The sequence below is a fragment of the Streptomyces sp. NPDC051180 genome, assembly GCF_040689545.1.
In the GTDB taxonomy this organism is placed as follows: domain Bacteria; phylum Actinomycetota; class Actinomycetes; order Streptomycetales; family Streptomycetaceae; genus Streptomyces.
The window spans coordinates 351,269-368,725 of record NZ_JBFBBC010000005.1 but is presented as its reverse complement, the minus strand read 5'-3'; the positions used below and the strand labels follow the sequence as shown (position 1 = coordinate 368,725).

Annotated in this window: 9 protein-coding genes; 1 reads left to right on the top strand and 8 read right to left on the bottom strand. The window is 73.8% G+C overall.

The features are described 5' to 3' along the window. Positions 1–162: 162 nt before the first annotated feature. Together AB0424_RS13075 and guaA are read right to left on the bottom strand one after the other, a co-directional pair. Complete coding sequence (locus tag AB0424_RS13075) at positions 163–951, bottom strand: class II aldolase/adducin family protein (protein ID WP_366304682.1); 789 nt, start codon at positions 949–951, stop codon at positions 163–165. A 117-nt stretch (positions 952–1,068) separates the two neighbouring features. After that, positions 1,069–2,661: a glutamine-hydrolyzing GMP synthase gene (guaA, locus tag AB0424_RS13070; RefSeq protein ID WP_366304680.1), complete on the bottom strand. Its 1,593-nt coding sequence runs from the start codon at positions 2,659–2,661 to the stop codon at positions 1,069–1,071. A gap of 323 nt (positions 2,662–2,984) precedes the next feature. On the opposite strand from guaA, the gene AB0424_RS13065 reads away from it, so the two are divergent. Further along, positions 2,985–3,275, top strand: a complete 291-nt coding sequence (locus AB0424_RS13065) for a chorismate mutase (RefSeq protein ID WP_366304678.1) — start codon at positions 2,985–2,987, stop codon at positions 3,273–3,275. Between the two features lie 685 nt (positions 3,276–3,960). Here the strand turns inward: AB0424_RS13065 and AB0424_RS13060 are convergent. The 6 genes from AB0424_RS13060 to AB0424_RS13035 all read right to left on the bottom strand — a co-directional run bounded on the left by AB0424_RS13060 (position 3,961) and on the right by AB0424_RS13035 (position 17,255). Beyond that, entirely contained in the window at positions 3,961–5,772 is a 1,812-nt protein-coding gene (locus AB0424_RS13060) for a GMC family oxidoreductase (RefSeq protein WP_366304677.1), read from the bottom strand. A gap of 75 nt (positions 5,773–5,847) precedes the next feature. After that, positions 5,848–7,512 (bottom strand): succinic semialdehyde dehydrogenase, encoded by a 1,665-nt coding sequence (locus AB0424_RS13055; protein WP_366304675.1) that lies wholly within the window; start codon positions 7,510–7,512, stop codon positions 5,848–5,850. A gap of 175 nt (positions 7,513–7,687) precedes the next feature. Beyond that, entirely contained in the window at positions 7,688–9,436 is a 1,749-nt protein-coding gene (locus AB0424_RS13050; RefSeq protein WP_366304673.1) for a protein kinase, read from the bottom strand. Positions 9,437–9,555: 119 nt separating this feature from the next. After that, positions 9,556–12,750 (bottom strand): protein kinase, encoded by a 3,195-nt coding sequence (locus AB0424_RS13045; RefSeq protein WP_366304672.1) that lies wholly within the window; start codon positions 12,748–12,750, stop codon positions 9,556–9,558. 158 nt (positions 12,751–12,908) lie between these two features. Beyond that, the gene (locus AB0424_RS13040) at positions 12,909–15,257 is read right to left on the bottom strand and encodes a serine/threonine-protein kinase (RefSeq protein ID WP_366304670.1); all 2,349 of its coding nucleotides are present in this window, start codon (positions 15,255–15,257) and stop codon (positions 12,909–12,911) included. Positions 15,258–15,548: 291 nt separating this feature from the next. Then, a complete protein-coding gene (locus AB0424_RS13035; protein WP_366304669.1) occupies positions 15,549–17,255 on the bottom strand; it encodes a glycerol-3-phosphate dehydrogenase/oxidase in 1,707 nt (568 codons plus the stop codon). Positions 17,256–17,457: the final 202 nt, after the last annotated feature.

The following is a 17,457-nucleotide window of genomic DNA, read 5'->3' as shown; positions in this document are numbered from 1 at the left end:
AGCTCACTTCACGCCACGTGCCGGTGCGTCCCGTAGGGCCAACCAACCGTTCATTGCTGGGAATTGTGCCGTACCGGCGCCTTTCGCGCCTGCCGCGTGCGCCCCGCCGGAGAGTGATTGCCGCGTCGTCTCATTGACGTACAGAAAGCTGAGGCGATGGTGTTACGACAGGAGTTCGGGCTCCGCTCGGCTGATCCTGCGCCACAGGGGCTGGTAGTTGATCCAGGCGACGAGGTCGCTGCCGAGCTGCTCCCGGGTGGCGACCGCGTCCCGGTGGTCGATCAGGACGGGCTTGCCGGCCGCGCGGGCGGCGAGCTGGATGCGGGCGCAGCGTTCCAGGGCGATGAACCACCAGGCCGCCGCGTCGACGGAGCCGCCGACGGTGAGCACGCCGTGGTTGCGGAGCACGATGGCCTTGAACGTGCCCAGGGCGACGGCGATCCGGCGGCCCTCCTCCGCGTCCACGGTGACGCCCGTGTAGGCGTCGTAGAGGGCGTGGTCCTGGTAGAAGGCGCACGCCTCCTGGGTGATCGGGTCGAGGAGTTCGCCGAGTGCGGCGAGGGTCCGCCCGTGCGAGGAGTGGGTGTGGGCGACGGCGACGACGTCGGGCCGGGCCCGGTGGACCTCGGCGTGGACGGTGAAGGCGGCCTGGTTCACGTGGTGGCCGCCGTGGACGACCTGCCCGTCGCCGTTGACCAGGATGAGGTCGCCCGCGGTGAGTTCGTCGAACGGCGCCCCGAACGGGTTCACCCAGAAGCAGTCCGGGTACTCGGGGTCGCGGGCGGTGATGTGGCCCGAGACGCCCTCCTCGTACCCGAGCCGCCCGAAGAGCCGGAGCGCGCCCGCGAGCCGCTGTCTGCGGTGGGTGCGTTCCTCCTCGGCTGTCGCGTGGACGGGCGGCATGGCGAAGTGGAGCCGTTCGACGGGGACGGGGTCCGGTATCACGCTCATGCGCCGGAAGGTAACGCCCGGCCGGGCAACTCACCAGAGCCCGGACGCGACGAAGCCGCCGCCCCGCGCGACGGACGCGGGGGCGACGGCTCCGAGGGGCTCAGGGAGCGGGTGCGACTACTCCCACTCGATGGTGCCCGGGGGCTTGCTCGTGACGTCGAGGACGACGCGGTTGACGTCGGCGACCTCGTTGGTGATGCGGGTCGAGATCTTGGCCAGCACGTCGTACGGCAGGCGCGACCAGTCGGCCGTCATGGCGTCCTCGGAGGAGACGGGGCGCAGCACGATCGGGTGTCCGTAGGTGCGGCCGTCGCCCTGGACGCCGACCGAGCGGACGTCGGCGAGCAGGACGACCGGGCACTGCCAGATCTCGCGGTCGAGACCGGCCGCCGTCAGCTCCTCGCGGGCGATGGCGTCGGCCTCGCGCAGCAGGTCGAGACGGTCCTTGGTGACCTCGCCGACGATGCGGATGCCGAGACCGGGGCCGGGGAAGGGCTGGCGCTGGACGATCTCCTCCGGCAGGCCGAGCTCCTGGCCGACCATGCGGACCTCGTCCTTGAAGAGCTGGCGGAGCGGCTCGACGAGCTCGAACTCCAGGTCCTCGGGGAGGCCGCCCACGTTGTGGTGGGACTTGATGTTGGCGGTGCCGGTGCCGCCGCCGGACTCGACGATGTCCGGGTAGAGCGTGCCCTGGACCAGGAAGGCGACCTCGGGGCCGTCCTCCTGGAGGATCTCCAGCTGGGCCTGCTCGAAGACGCGGATGAACTCGCGGCCGATGATCTTCCGCTTGGTCTCCGGGTCGGAGACGCCGGCGAGGGCGGTGAGGAACCGCTCCTGCGCGTCGACGACCTTGAGGTTGACGCCGGTCGAGGCGACGAAGTCCTTCTCGACCTGCTCGGTCTCGCCCTTGCGCATCAGGCCGTGGTCGACGTACACGCAGGTGAGCTGCGAGCCGATGGCCTTCTGCACGAGGGCGGCGGCCACGGCGGAGTCGACGCCGCCGGAGAGGCCGCAGATGGCGCGCTTGTCGCCGACCTGGGCGCGGATGGCCGCGACCTGCTCCTCGATCACGTTGCCCGTGGTCCAGCTGGGCTCGATGCCGGCGCCGCGGTAGAGGAAGTGCTCCAGGATCTGCTGGCCGTGCGTGGAGTGCAGCACCTCGGGGTGGTACTGGACGCCGTACAGCTTCTTGGCGTCGTTCTCGAAGGCGGCGACCGGCACGACGTCCGTGGAGGCGGTGACGGTGAAGCCCTCGGGAGCGGCGGAGCAGGCGTCGCCGTGCGACATCCACACCGACTGCTCGACCGGGGTGCCCTCGAAGAGGGTGGAGCCGGCCTTGGAGACGTGCAGGCCGGTCCGGCCGTACTCGCGCGCACCGGTGTTGTCGACGGTGCCGCCGAGGGTCGTGGCCATCAGCTGGAAGCCGTAGCACATGCCGAAGACGGGGACGCCCGCCTCGAAGATCGCGCGGTCGAGGCGGGGGGCGCCCTCGGCGTACACGGAGGACGGGCCGCCGGAGAGGATGATCGCCTTCGGGTTCTTGGCCAGCATCTCGGCCACCGGCATGGTGGACGGGACGATCTCGCTGTAGACCCGGGCCTCACGGACGCGGCGGGCGATGAGCTGGGCGTACTGGGCGCCGAAGTCGACAACGAGGACTACGTCCGGGTTGGAGACGTCGGGCGCGGCAGCGGGGGTCGCTGATGACACTACGGCGGCCTTCCGGCGGTAGGAGAGGGTCCCCCGAAGGGGGGTGCTATTTGTCGATTCTACCGGCGCGCCGGTCGCACTTTTCGTCTCACCATCCGAACCCGGGTTGGCCCCGGTCCGCCGGCGGGGTCCATACTGTCGCCATGCGAAAGCTCACGACCTTCGTCTTTACCTATGGCAACCGGCCCACCGGCTGCCATGGTCGTGCTGCTTGAGCAACTGACAAGCGACTTCCCAGGCGCCCCGGGCCGACAAGGCCCGGGGCGTTCTGCTTTCTCCGGGCCGTGTCGCTCCGGGGCACCCCACCTCACGAGGAGCCCCACATGACCGCGATGACGCAGACCGAGAAGACCGGCGCCCGCACCGACGAGGCGGCGACGCTGATCGGAGACGCCCGTGAGCGCATCGACGCGCTCGACGACCGGATCATCGGTCTCATCCAGGAACGGATGGCCGTCTCGGCCGTGATCCAGGAGGCCCGCATCTCCTCCGGCGGGCGCCGCGTGAACCTCGCCCGCGAGATGGAGGTGCTCGGCCACTACAGGGACGCCCTGGGCAAGCCGGGTACGGCGCTGGCGATGACGATGCTGGAGCTGTGCCGCGGCCGCATCTGACGCACGCGGACCGGGCCACGCGCGAGCCGGGGGGTCCGGCCGCCAACCGGGCGGTCCGGCCGCGAGCCGGTGGCCCGCCCGGCCGGGCCACCGCCCGCATCTGAGTTCGGGCCCGCTCTCACCCGTACGGCGCGTGACCGGCCGAGACCCGGCTTCGTTGGTCCGGGTGTCCGTGCCAGCCAGGGGCGGGCCCGAACAAACCACGCGTGGCTTCGCTGGGGCGTGTGGCGTACCTCAGGTACGTCGTGGGACCTCGCACCAGCGCGTGTGACCGGACAGCAGGGGACAGCAGCCCGGTCACCCAGAAAGGGCGGTCGGTCCCGGGGACGCCCGGGGCCGGCCGCAATCGGCCGAACTCCCGACCCTTCCGTCCCCCGATCTCCCCCGATCCCCTCCCCTCCGCGGCGCAACCCCCCGGCGCCGCCCCGCTCGGCACCGCCGCTGCCCTGACACCGGTGCCGACCCCAAGGGCCCCGTGCCGCGACCGGAATCGCGCCACGGGGCCCTTGCCGTCCCCCGAGTCTCGAACGTGACGCGCGTCACACGGAGATCCTGTGCAACCGCTACAACCAATCCCACCGGTGGCGGGTCATCTATGCAGCACCACCAAGAACTGGAAGGGCGCTGCACTCGGAGGGGGGTGCAGCGCCCTTTCCATGACCGGGTTCCACCCGGGCCGGACGGGTCAGGGCTTCTTCGGCGGGACGGTCGGCATCCCGAGGAACGGCAGCCGCAGGGCGCCGAAGGCTTCGGCGGGGACGACGGGCGACTTCGGTTCGACCGCCGCGAGCCGCGCGTACGCCTCGCCCTGCCGCGGGCGGAGGTCCTCCTCGCCCTTGTTCGGCCAGAAGGACATCGCGCGCTCGGCCTGGGCGGTGATCGTCAGGGAGGGGTTGACGCCGAGGTTGGCGGAGACCGCCGCTCCGTCGACGACGGAGATCCCGGGGTGGCCGTAGAGCCGGTGGTAGGGGTCGATGACGCCGGACTCGGCGTCGGCCCCGATCGGGCATCCGCCGAGGAAGTGGGCGGTGAGCGGGGTGCCCATGAGCTCGCCGACGTTGGAGCCGGCGAAGCCGTTGATCTCCTCGGCGAGGAGCGAGGCGGCCCGGGTGGCCTCCGGGATCTGGACCGGGTTGGGCGCGCCGTGTCCCTGGCGGGCGGTGAGCAGGCCCTTTCCGAGGCCGCCGGGCTTGCGGTAGGTCGTCAGCGAGTTGTCGAGCGACTGCATGACGAGGCCGATGATGGTCCGTTCCGACCAGTGCCGGTTGGAGAGCGAGCGGGCGGCGAGGGTGGGGTGCCGGAGCAGGTTGAGGAACCAGTTGCGCACCCGGTGGGCGCCGTAGGGGACCTGGAGGACGGTCAGGCCGCCCATGGAGTTGGAGCCCTTGCCGTAGCGCACGGGCTCGATGTGGGTGTTCTCGTCCGGATGGATCGAGGAGGTGATCGCGACGCCGCGGGTGAAGTCGACCTTGTCCTTGCCGTGCTTCCTGCGGTAGCGGCGGTCGGTGGTCTGGGCGCCGACCAGGCCCTCGGAGTTGGTGCGGGTGAGCTCGCCGAGCCGGTGGGAGATCCGGGGCAGCAGGCCGGTGTCCTTCATCCGGTGCAGCAGGGTCTGGGTGCCGTAGGTGCCGGCCGCGACGACCACGCGGCGGGCGGTGAAGGTGCGGCCCTCGCCCTTCCTGCGCCGGTCGGTGGGGAGGGTCCTGACCGCGAAGCCGCCGCGCGAGTCCTCGGTGACGGTGACGACGGTGGTCATGGGGTGGACGGTGGCGCCGGCCTTCTCCGCGAGGTGCAGGTAGTTCTCGTTGAGGGTGTTCTTGGCGCCGTGGCGGCAGCCGGTCATGCACTCGCCGCACTCGGTGCAGGCGCGCCGGGCCGGGCCCGCGCCGCCGAAGTAGGGGTCGGCGACCTCGCCGCCGGGCTTCGCCTTCGTCGTCCCGTCGGCGTCGTCGCCGTCCCCGAAGAAGACGCCGACCGGGGCCATGTGGAAGGTGTCGCCGATGCCCATCGCCTGCGCGGCCGACTTCAGGTGCTCGTCGGAGGGGGTCATCGTCGGGTTGAGCCGGACGCCGAGCATCCGCTGGGCCTGGTCGTAGTAGGGCCGCAGCTCGTCCTGCCAGTCCGTGATGTCCTTCCACTGCGGGTCGTCGAAGAACGGCTTGGGCGGTACGTACAGGGTGTTGGCGTAGTTGAGGGAGCCGCCGCCGACGCCGGCGCCGGCGAGCACCATGACGTTGCCGAGCAGGTGGATGCGCTGGAGGCCGTAGAGACCGAGGGCGGGGGCCCACAGGAAGTTCTTCAGGTCCCAGGAGTTCTTCGGCAGGGTCGCGCGGGTGAAGCGGCGTCCGGCCTCCAGGACGCCGACCCGGTAGCCCTTCTCCGTGAGGCGGAGGGCGGTGACGGACCCTCCGAAGCCGGAGCCGACGACGAGGACGTCGTAGTCGTACGCGGCGTCCTCGGCCTGCTCCTGATTTTGGGTAGGGGGTACCGCGGTCATGGCTCTCCTCGTACGGAAAGGGCGAAGTTCGGGCGGGGAGTCCGGGGCGGCCGCGGAGACCGCCCCGGCGGGGTGTCAGCGCAGGCGCAGGGCCTTCATCGCCTTCAGGGAGACGCTCATGAAGGCGGCGTACTTCTCGTCGTCCATGCCGAAGGAGGGCGCGAGGGGCATCAGCCGCTGCTGGGCGACGGTCTGCGCCTCGGTGTACTTGAGGATGCCCTCGGAGCCGTGGCGGCGGCCGAGTCCGGAGTCCTTCATGCCGCCCATCGGGGACTGCACGCTGCCGTAGGCGGGGGCGTACCCCTCGTTGATGTTGACGGTGCCGGTGCGCAGCCGGGCCGCGACGGCGTGGCCGCGGCGGGAGTCCTTCGTCCAGACGGAGGAGTTCAGGCCGTACGGGGTGGCGTTGGCGGCGTCGACGACCGCGTCCTCGTCGGTGAAGCGGTAGACGGAGACGACCGGGCCGAAGGTCTCCTCGGCGCAGACGGCCATCGGGGCCTCGACGCCGTCGAGGATGGTCGGCTCGAAGAAGAGCGGGCCGATGTCGGGGCGGGCGACGCCGCCGGCGACGAGCCTGGCGCCCTTGGCGACGGCCTCCTCGACGTGCCGGCTGACGGTCTCCAGCTGCCGCTCGCCGACGAGGGAGCCCATGTCGGCGCCGTACGCGAGGGAGCCGCCGAGCCGCATGGCCCTGGTGCGGGCGGCGAAGCGCTCCAGGAAGGCGTCGGCGACGGACTCGTGCACGTACAGCCGCTCGATGGAGATGCAGAGCTGGCCGGCGGAGGAGAAGCAGGCGCGGACGGCTCCGGCGGCGGCCTTCTCGATGTCGGCGTCCGCGAGGACGAGCATCGCGTTCTTGCCGCCGAGTTCGAGGGAGACGCCGACGAGCCGGGCCGCGGCGCCCTGGGCGACCTCGCGGCCGGTGCGGGTCGAGCCGGTGAAGGAGACGTAGTCGGCGTGCTTGACGACCTCGGGGCCGACGACCGGGCCCTCGCCGAGGACGACCTGGAAGACCTCGGCGGGCAGCCCGGCCTCGATCAGCAGGTCACGGGCCCACAGCGCGGTGAGCGCGGTCTCGGTGTCGGGCTTCATGACGACGGCGTTGCCGGAGACGAAGGCGGGCAGGGCGTCGCCGACGGAGAGTTCCAGCGGGTAGTTCCAGGGCGCGATCTGGCCGACGACGCCGCGGGGCTGGCGCAGTTCGGTGACCTTGGTGAGGGTCGGGACGACGCCGGTGTGGCGCTTGGCGCGCAGGTACGCGGCGGCCCTGCGGCCGTAGTGCCGGGCGGCGACGGCGACCGCCTGGACCTCCTCGTGCGCGTGCAGGCGGGCCTTGCCGGTCTCCAGCTGGATGAGGTCGAGGACCTCGGCCTGGCGCTGGAGGACGAGGTCGTGGAAGCGGAGGAGGACGGCGGCGCGGGCCTTGACGGGGACGGCGGCCCAGGCGGTCTGGGCTGCGCGGGCGCGCGCGAACGCCTCGGCGACGTCCTCGGGGGTGGACTCGGGCAGGTCCGCCAGCTTCTCCCCGGTGAAGGGGGTGTGGTTGGCGGTGCGTCCGGAGCCGACGACGCCGCGGGTGAGGCGGGCGACCACCTCGGGCGTCACGACGTCGGCGGCGGTCCGCGCGCCGGCGGGCGCGGGCGCGACCGGGTTGGTCGCACCGGCGGGGGCGGCCGCTCCGGCCTTCGCTGCGGGTGCGTCGGAAACCGTGGGGGCGGCGGGGGCCTGCGAGTCCGTCATGAGGGCGAGCGTAAGCCGCCTTCCGCCCTTTGGGTACCCGTCGGTAACGCGTTTTCACCGGGCACACACATCACGCCAGCGATCACTGGCACATAAGCCCTGATCAGGGGCTTACGACAGATGGAGGCCGGGCGGGGAGAATTCTCCGCGCCCGGCGGCCGTCCGTGCGGGCCGCTCAGTCGACCGGCGCGCGCCAGTGCTGGAGGACGATGTCGAACTGCTCGCGCGTGGTCTCCCAGCTCGACTCCGGCGCCGACATGTAGATGGCGTACTCCGTGCCGTCGTCCTCGTAGTACATCTGGTCGATCGCGCGCCGCGGCCCGGGGAAGGTCTGCTTCTCCGTCCAGGTGAACTCCCAGAGGCAGGAGCGGACCTGGTCGCGGTAGGTGTTCTGGAGGAGCTTGACCCGCTGGTAGTTCATCCGCCGCTCCAGGACGCGCTCCAGGTCGATCGCGTGCATGTACGGGTTCTCGAAGTCGGGGGCCTTGTCGATGCTGATCCGGATGCGGTGGCGGCCGTTGTCCGGGGTGTAGTCGACCTGGTCGCCCTCGGTCTGCCGCTTCCACCCGTCCGGCACGAGGATGCTGAAGCCCTTGGGGTCGTCGACGCGGTGCCAGCCCTCCGGGACGGCCTTGCCGGCGCCCTTGGAGGCCGGGGCGGAGGCGGGGCCCGTCGCCGAGGTCCGTCCGCCGCCCCCGGCGCGGTCGCCCCCGGCGTAGTTCATCGCGGCGAAGACGGCGCCGCCCGCGACGACACCGGCGAGCAGCGCCGCCAGGACGGCGGTGCGCCAGCGGCCCCGGCCGGACCCCTCGGGCGGGGACGACGGCACCAGGGTGGGGGGCGACTGCGACGGGTGGGACGGCGGGGTCTGCCGAGAGGAGGGGGACGAGTCGGCCGGGTGCGGCCAGGCGCTGGTGGAGCCGCGGGGAGCGATCTCCGCGCCCTCGGCACCGGGCTGCCGGGCCGTGTCGCCCGACCGGGCGCCGTCGGCCGGCGCACCGGGCGCCGGGGTGCTCCCGCCCTCCGGCGTCTCCAGTTCCTCCCAGGCGACGCGCTGGGTCGGCACGTACGCCTGCGCCGCCTCCGGCCTGCGCCCCTCCATCGCGTCGAGCAGCATCCGCTCGGCCTCGTCCGCGCGCGGACGCTGGTCCGGGTCCTTGCGCAGCAGCGCCACGATGACGGGCGCCAGCGGGCCCGCCTTCCCCGGATGCGGCGGCTCCTCGGTGACCACGGCCTGCATGGTGCTGATCGGGGAGCTGCGGCGGAACGGCGAGACGCCCTCCACCGCCGTGTAGAGCGTCGCGCCGAGCGACCAGAGGTCGGAGGCGGGGCCCGGGTCGCCGCCGCGCACCCGCTCGGGCGCCAGGTAGTCGATGGAGCCGACGATCTCACCGGTCCGGGTGATGGTCGAGTCGCCCTCGATCGCCGCGATGCCGAAGTCGGTGATCAGCACGCGCCCGTCGCGCGCGAGCAGCACGTTGCCCGGCTTGACGTCCCGGTGCAGCACCCCGGCCGCGTGTGCGGCGCGCAGGGCGCCGACGACGTGCAGGCCGATCCTGGCCGCCTCGCGCGGCTCGATCGTGCCGGCCTCCTTGGCGGCGTCCGCCAGCGAGGGCCCGTCGACGTACTGCATGACGATCCACGGCCGGCTGTCGTGCTCCAGGACGTCGTGGACGGTCACGACACCCGGATGGGTGATCCGGGCGGCCGCCCGCGCCTCCTTCTGCGTACGGGCGTGCAGGACGAGCCGGTCGGCCTCGGCCACGAACCGGCCCGCCGTCAACTCCTTGACCGCCACGACACGGTGCAGCACCTCGTCGTGCGCGCGCCAGACCTTGCCCATGCCGCCGCGTCCGATGGACTCGCCCAGCCGGTATCGCCCGGCGAGCAGCAGTCCCGCACCTGTGCTCTGAGAATGTTCCACGTGCCCCCGCATTCCTTCGGAGAACAGGTTACGGAGGGGGGGACGGGAGGCGGAACCTCGGGGCGGTCATAGGAACAGCACTGTGACCAGGGGGCGGTGGGAATCCTTCCGCTTCACCGTCACGGCCGGAAGGCCCGGGTGGCCTCCTCGTGGATCGCGCTGACCTTGTCCCGTTCGGTGTACGGGCCGATGACCTGCACGACGTGGTACCGGCCGCCGTCGATCAGGGCGAGGTTGCGGACGAAGACCTCGCGCCCGCTGCCGTCCAGCCACCAGTAACTTCCGGTGGCCGTCGCCGTCCTGCCGATGTCGACCCGGCGGGTGCGCTCCGCCCCCGACCAGCTCGAAGCCCGCCACGGCTCCAGTTCGCGCTCCCGGCTGCTCTGGTACTCCAGCGGGTCGCCGCCGTTGTCCCGCACGCTGTCCCGGCCCGGTACGACGATCATCGTGAAGTCGCCGTTGGTGTACCGCACTTGACCGGCGTCGTTGATCGGGCTGCGCCTCCACCCGTTCGGCACCCCGATCCGGAAGCCCTCCGGGTCCTGGCGCACGGTGTAGCCGGCGGCCGGGGCGGGGCCGGACGGGTCGGCGGCGGGCGGAGTGGTCGGCGGCTTCGCGGACGGCGTGCCCGTCGGCCCGCCCGACGGCCCGGCGGTCGGCCCGGCCGAGGTGCCGCCCGGCCGTGCCGTGGGTGTCGCTCCGGCCGTGGAACCGGTCGCCCCGGTGGGGTCCTCCCCCTTGCCGGGCATGAGGAACACCGCGTACGCGACCGCGCCGCCGAGCAGCACGAAGACCAGGATCAGCAGCGTGCGTCCGAGGGACCGCGGGGAGTCGGCGCCGCGGGCGGACGGCGAGCGCGGGGCGCGGGGCGCGCGCGGGGCCCGCTGCGGGATCTCCTCGCGGTACTCCTCGTACTCCGCGTACTCCGCGTACTCCTCCCGGAACCCGCCGGGATGGTCCACCGGTCCGCCGCCGTGGTCGGGCCCGGACGCCACGCCGTGCTCGTACGCCCGGTCGTGCTCGCGGACCTCCTCGCGGCGGGCCGCGGCGCGGGGCTCCTTGGCGCGCTTGTGGCGGTGCCGGCCCGCCCCCGCTCCCCCGCGCCACCGGCGCACCAGCTCGCCGCGCCGCCGCACGATCGGCAGCCGCGTCTCGTCGAAGGACGGCAGCGGGACGACGCCGACCCCCGCGTCCGGCTCGGGCGCCGACCGCACGAGCGACCGCAGCCAGCCGCGCAGCTCCTCGAAGTCCGGCCGCTCCGTCGGATCCTGACGCAGCAGCGACTCCACGACCGGGCGCAGCGGCCCGCACTCCTCGGCGAAGGCCGGCGGTTCGGCGCAGACCAGCTGGACGAGCTCGGCCGCGCTGTCCTCCGGGTAGGGGGCGTGCCCCTGGACGGCCCGGTAGAGGAGCGCGCCGAGCGCCCACAGGTCGGTGGCGGGACCGATCGGCGGCGCGAGGCGCCAGTTCTCGTGCACCGGGCCGGCCTGCTCGGGCGCCCAGCGCTCGGTGACGGCACCGACCACGGCGATACGGGTCTGGCGGGCCCGCTCGGCGTCGAGCCGGGTCGTCGGCCCGCGGTGCGCCGGGGCCGGCACCCCCGCCCGCTCCCCGTCGTCGTCCCGCGGCGACGCGGGCGCCGGCAGCCGCGCCGGCTCCGGGGCCGCGGCCGTGTACCCGGCGGGCAGCGCCGGGCGCCCCGAACCGGGGAGCACGGACCCGCCGCCGGCCGGGACCGGCCCGGAGCCGTCCCGCGACGCGTGCGGACCGTCGCTCCAGCTGCCCGCCAGCATCACGCGCGGCGGGGGACCCTGCCGCGGACCGCCGCCGTACGGCTCGTCGCCGTCGTCCTCGTCGTCGTCCTCGTCGTCCACCTGCGACCACCACTGCGGCCCGGGCGGCGCCGCGGGCGCCCGAGGGGGCGGCACCTCCGACGGGCCCGCCTCCGCCTCCGGCTCCGGGCCCCGCTCCCGCTCGGCGTCCGGCGGCACGGGGCGCTGGGCCGGGAGCGCCCCCGTCTCGCCCAGCCGCGCCGCGGCCCGCGCGCCCGCCCGGTACGCGGCGATGGCGCCCGCCCGCGCGGCCCGCACATCGGCGGTCGGCGGCGCGGCCGCCGGCTGCGTCGCGGCGGGCTGCGCGGGGGTCGCGCGGCCGTAGGGGTCGGACCCGTAGGGAGCCGTGCCGTACGGGGCGTCGTCGTAGGGGTCGGGGTCCTCGTCGTCCTGCGCGTCGTCGTCCCACGAGGCCCCGACGGCGGGGGCGCCCCCCGGCGGACCGTCCGCGTCCGCGTCGCCCGGGCCGCCGTCCTCGTGGATCTCGTCCTCGTGGATCGCACCCTCGTGGACTTCGGCCTCGTGGATCTCGGTCCCGTGGATCTCGGTCCCGTACTCCTCCGTCGGCGCGTGCCACTCGGGCGCGTACGGCTCCTGGGCGTACGGCCCGGGCTCGTAGGGCTGGGGCTCGTAGGGCTGGGGCTCGTAGCGCTCGGGTGCGTGGGGCTCCGGTGCGTACGGCCGGAGCGCGGGGGACTCGTACGTCGCCGGCTCGGGCTCGTAGGGCGCAGGGGCGTACGGCTCCGGGGCGTACGGGTCGGGCGCGAACCGCTCGATCGCGAACGGCCCGGCCTGCGACGGCTCGGGCTCGGACGGCTCGGGCTCCGCCGCGGCGGTGTCGAAGGGACCCGAGGCGAACGGGTCGGGCGCGGGAGGCTCCGTGTCGGTCGGCACCGGGGCGTACCCGCAGAGGGCCTCCTCGGCCGCGCCCGCCGCGAGGCCGGTGAGGACGACGCGGCCGTCGTCGCAGACGAGGACCGTGCGGGCGGTGATGTTCCGGTGGACCCAGCCGTGGGCGTGGAGCGCGCGGAGGGCGGTGAGGACGTCGGCGCCGATCTCGGCGGCGCGGTAGGGGTTGAGGGGCCGCTCGGCGAGGAGCGCGGCCAGCGGCCTGGCCGCCACGACCTCGCTCACTATCCACAGCGATCCGGCCTCGGCGAAGACGTCGAAGACCTGGTCGAGGAGGGGGTGGTCGGGGATCTGCGCGGCGGCCTGGGCCGCCTCGATCGCCCGGCGCACGACGGGTTCGGCCGGACGTCGGGTGGCCCGCCCCGCACTGCCGTAGGGGTCCGCGGGGCCGCCGTCGCCGTCGAGCACCTCGGCGTCGACGAACTCGGGCAGCGGGACCTGGCGGACCATGACCTCCTGGCCGCTGTACGTGTCGAACGCGCGCGTCTCCGCAAGCGCGTACGTGTCCGCGTCCGCCGGCGGCAGCGGCAGGCGGTAGCGGTCCGCGAGCACCCTTCCCGCGTAGTCGTCCACGACGCCTCCCCACGCGCGCGGTGGCCTCCCGTGGGCCCGCGGATCCCTCGGGATCGTGCGGGATCACGCGAGTCCGTCAATTCCGGTCCGGCACCGTGCAGTTAACGGCTCTGTTCGACTGCGTACGGTCCACGAACTCTCACGATACGTGGCACCGGTCAGTCCTTGGGCGTGAACGTGGCGAACGCCGTCTCCCGCAGGGTCCGGCACTCGGCGCCGTTCCACTCGTCCGCCTTGCAGCTGACCATGATGGAGTAGCCGTGCCGGGCGTCCACCTTGAAGCCGCGGTTGAGCACATGGACGCGGATGCCCTTCTGGGTGCGCTCGAACTCCCAGTCGGCGACGGTCGGGTAGCCCTTGTACGAGACCGGGTGTATCCCGATGTGCCGGTAGTCGTTGCTGCTGGCGGCGACGCCGGCCATCGCCAGGCGCCAGGCGGCGGCCGCGTCGTCCTTGGGGCTGTCGTTGAAGTCGACCTGGACCCGCGGGAAGCCGCCGCTCGCGCTGAATATCCCGCCGGAGTCGTATCCCGCTATGGCGCGGAGCCGGAAGGTGGAGGGCATCGCCATCGAGAAGTGGAACTTGGCGTTGGTGACGAGGGTGTAGCCGGCGGGCAGTCCGGCGCCGGTGCCGCCGCCGGGCTTGGCGGTCGGCGTGCCGCCGGTGGCGTTCGACCCGTCCGTGGAGCCCGTCGTGCCGTTCGCACCGGTCGCTCCGGTGGAGTTGGTGTCACCGGGCTGGGCGCCGCCCTGCTGACCGGGGCCGCCCGGCGTCTGGCCCTTGCCGCCGTCGGAGCCGCCGGAGGCGTCGCCGCCCGTCGCGTCGCCGGTCGAGGCCGTCGTGCCGCCGCTTCCCTTGCCCTGGTTGCCCGCGTCGCCGCCCCCGCCGAGGGAGACGGCCAGGATCGTGCCGAGCACGGCGAGGACCGCGACCGCCGCGATGATCACCAGCGTGCGGCGCGGCACGACGTCGGTCAGCGTCGCGCGGGCCGCGGCGGGCTTGCCGCCGGGCCGGCTCGGTTCGGTCCGCGGCGCGGTGGAGGAGGCCGCGTTGCGCACGGACTTCAGGGCACCGCGCATCCGGTCGGCAGCGGCCTCGGAGCCCTGCTTGCGGTCGGCCGCCGGGGCCGGCGGCACGGTGGGCGCCGCCGGCACGTGCGCCGGGCGGGGCGGCAGCGGTACGACCTTGGTGACCTCGGGCGAGGCGACCGGGGCCGCCTCGGGCGCGTCGAGCACGGCGCGCAGCAGGATCCGCGCGCCGGCGTCGTCGAGCCGCTGCGCCGGGTCCTTGGCGAGCAGGCCGTAGATGACCTGCTCCAGCTCGGGTCCCGCGTTCTTCGGCGGGTCGACCGGCTCGGTCATGACGGCCGTGAGGGTGGCGATGGCGGAGCCCTTGTCGTACGGCGGGCTGCCCTCGACCGACGCGTAGAGCAGGCCGCCCAGGGACCAGAGGTCGGCGGCGGGGCCGGGCTTGTGGCCGCGGGCGCGCTCCGGGGAGATGTACGAGGGGGCGCCGACGAGCATGCCGGTGGAGGTGATCGAGGGGTCGCCCTCGACCTGGGCGATGCCGAAGTCGGTCAGGACGACCCGGCCGTCCTCGGCGATCAGCACGTTGGACGGCTTCACGTCGCGGTGCAGGATGCCCTCGCGATGGGCCGAACGCAGCACGTCGAGGATGGCGAGGCCGACCTCGGCGGCGCGCCGGGGCGTCAGGGTGCCGTCCTCGCGCACGGCGTCCGCGAGGGACTTGCCCTCGATGAGCTCCATGACGATCCAGGGACGGTCGTCCTCGTCGACGACGTCGTACACGGTCACGGCGCCGTTGTTCCGGATCCGGGCGATGGCCTTCGCCTCGCGCAGGGTCCGGGTGATGAGACGGCGCTTCTCGTCGTCGTCGATGCTGGTGGGGAAGCGGAGCTCCTTGACGGCGACGGTGCGGCCGAGGATCTCGTCGACCGCGCGCCAGACGGTGCCCATGCCGCCGCGCCCGAGGACCACGCCGAGCCGGTAGCGGCCGGCGAGGAGCCGCCCCTCGCCCACCGGGGCCTTGCGCAGCCTGTCGCCGCCGGACGTGCGCGCGGCGCCCGCCGCGGGCGCGCGGCCGCTCTCGCCGTCGCCGTCCCCGGCGCCGAAGCCCGCCCGGCCGGTCGAGGGCTCGGTGCCGCGGAGCCGTCCGGTCGGTACGTCCTCGACGGGGCCGCCGGCCGGGGCGGAGGGGGTGCCGGCGGCGCCGGGGCGCCCACCGGAATCCTTCACTCCGTCAGACGGCGCGTCCGTGCCGCCCTTCGCCGCCGGGTCGCCGCCGGCGTCCTCGACGCCCTGCGCGGGCTGCCCGGGACGTGCGTCCTCCGGAGCCTTCGCACCCCGTCCGACCTGCGCGTCCTGCTCGTCCCGCCCCGGTTCACGCGCGGCCGGGACCGCTCCTCGGTCGCCGTCGGTCGCGGCCCCCGCGGCGGCGTCCCGCCTGGGGTCCTTCGCCGTGTCCCGCGACTGCTCCGCCTCCGACATGCGTCCCCTCTGCGATCCCTGATCCGCGCCGCGTCTGCCGCTTCCCGCGCGATGCGGTAACCCGCCCTGGAAGAGAGCCCATTGTCCCTCACCTCGGGACGGGCGGCGCCCCCGGGTCCGTACTCCGGGATGACGACGCTTCCGCACGCCCTCCAGGTTCCCACCGTATTGCGGACGACCCGGACGTCCTGTCAGATCGACGTCCGATCCGTCCCCGACCGTCCCCCGCCGGGACGGGCGCCGCCGCCGGCTCCGGCCCGGCCGGTGCGCCCGTCCCGGCCGGGCGGGCCGTCAGATCGGCACGATGTCCGGCGCGCCGAGCCGCGCCGCGTCGGCCGTCAGGTCGTCGGGCTGGCGCTGCGACTCGCGCTCGGCCTCCACCCGCTTCTCGTAGTGCTCGACCTCCTTCTCGATCTGGAGGTCGTCCCAGCCGAGGACCGGCGCCATCAGTTCCGCGCACTCGCGGGCGCTGAGGGTGCCCCGGTCGAAGGTCTCGATGGAGATCCTGGTCCGCCGGGTGAGGACGTCGTCGAGGTGGCGGGCGCCCTCGTGCGAGGCGGCGTAGACGATCTCGGCGCGCAGGTAGTCGTCGGCGGCGGCGAGCGGCTCGCCGAGACCGGGGTCGGCGGCGACGAGGTCGAGGATCTCCTGCGTCAGGGAGCCGTAGCGGTTGAGGAGATGCTCGATGCGGACGACGTGCAGTCCGGTCCGGGCGGCGATCCTGGCGCGCGCGTTCCACAGGGCCCGGTAGCCCTCGGCGCCCAGGAGCGGGGTGTCCTCGGTGACGCAGGGGGCGACGCGCTGGTCGAGGCCGTGGACGGCCTCGTCGACGGCGTCCTTCGCCATGACGCGGTACGTCGTGTACTTGCCGCCGGCGACGACGACCAGTCCCGGCACCGGGTGGGCGACGGTGTGCTCGCGGGAGAGCTTGCTCGTGGCGTCCGACTCGCCGGCGAGGAGGGGGCGCAGGCCCGCGTAGACGCCCTGGACGTCGTCGCGGGTCAGCGGGGTGGCGAGCACGGTGTTGACGTGCTCCAGGAGGTAGTCGATGTCGGCGCTGGACGCGGCGGGGTGCGCCTTGTCGAGGTCCCAGTCGGTGTCGGTGGTGCCGACGATCCAGTGCCGCCCCCAGGGGATGACGAAGAGCACGGACTTCTCGGTGCGCAGGATGAGTCCGGTGGTGGAGTGGATGCGGTCCTTGGGGACGACCAGGTGGATGCCCTTCGAGGCACGGACGTGGAACTGGCCGCGCTCGGCGATGAGGGCCTGGGTGTCGTCCGTCCACACCCCGGTGGCGTTGACGATCTGCTTCGCCCGGATCTCGTACGCGACGCCGGCCTCGACGTCCTGGACGCGGGCGCCGACGACCCGCTCGCCCTCGCGCAGGAACCCGACGACGCGGGCCCGGCTGGCGACCCTGGCGCCGTAGGAGGCGGCGGTGCGGACGAGGGTGGTGACGAAGCGGGCGTCGTCCATCTGGGCGTCGTAGTACTGCAGGGCGCCGACGAGGGCGTCCTTCCTGAGGCAGGGCGCGACGCGCAGGGCGTTGCGCCGGGAGAGGTGCCGGTGGACGGGGAGTCCGCGGCCGTGGCCGGAGGAGAGGGACATCGCGTCGTAGAGCGCGACGCCCGAGCCGGCGTAGAACCGCTCCCAGCCCTTGTGCTGGAGCGGGTAGAGGAAGGGGACCGGCTTCACCAGGTGGGGGGCGAGCCGCTCCAGGAGGAGTCCGCGCTCCTTGAGCGCCTCGCGGACGAGGGCGAAGTCGAGCATCTCCAGGTAGCGCAGGCCGCCGTGGATGAGTTTGCTGGACCGGCTGGAGGTGCCGGAGGCCCAGTCGCGGGCCTCGACGATGCCGGTGGTGAGCCCTCTCGTGACGGCGTCGAGCGCCGTACCCGCGCCGACCACGCCGGCGCCGACCACCAGTACGTCGAGTTCGTGCTCGGCCATGGCCGCGAGCGCCTCGACGCGCTCGGCGGGTCCCAGTGTCGCTGTCCTCACGGCTGCTGCCTCCCGTCGTCCCCCGTCCGTTCCGTACGGGCTCCTTTTCCCGCACGAGCGGTGGGCACCGCACGAACCGGGCCGTGTGTGGCCCGGCTCACAGTCCTGATTCTGTCCCGGTCCGGTGACTTCAGCCACCGCCTCGCCGCCACCCTGTGGATAACACTCGGCGACCTTGAGGCGCACAATGCCGCATGTCGGT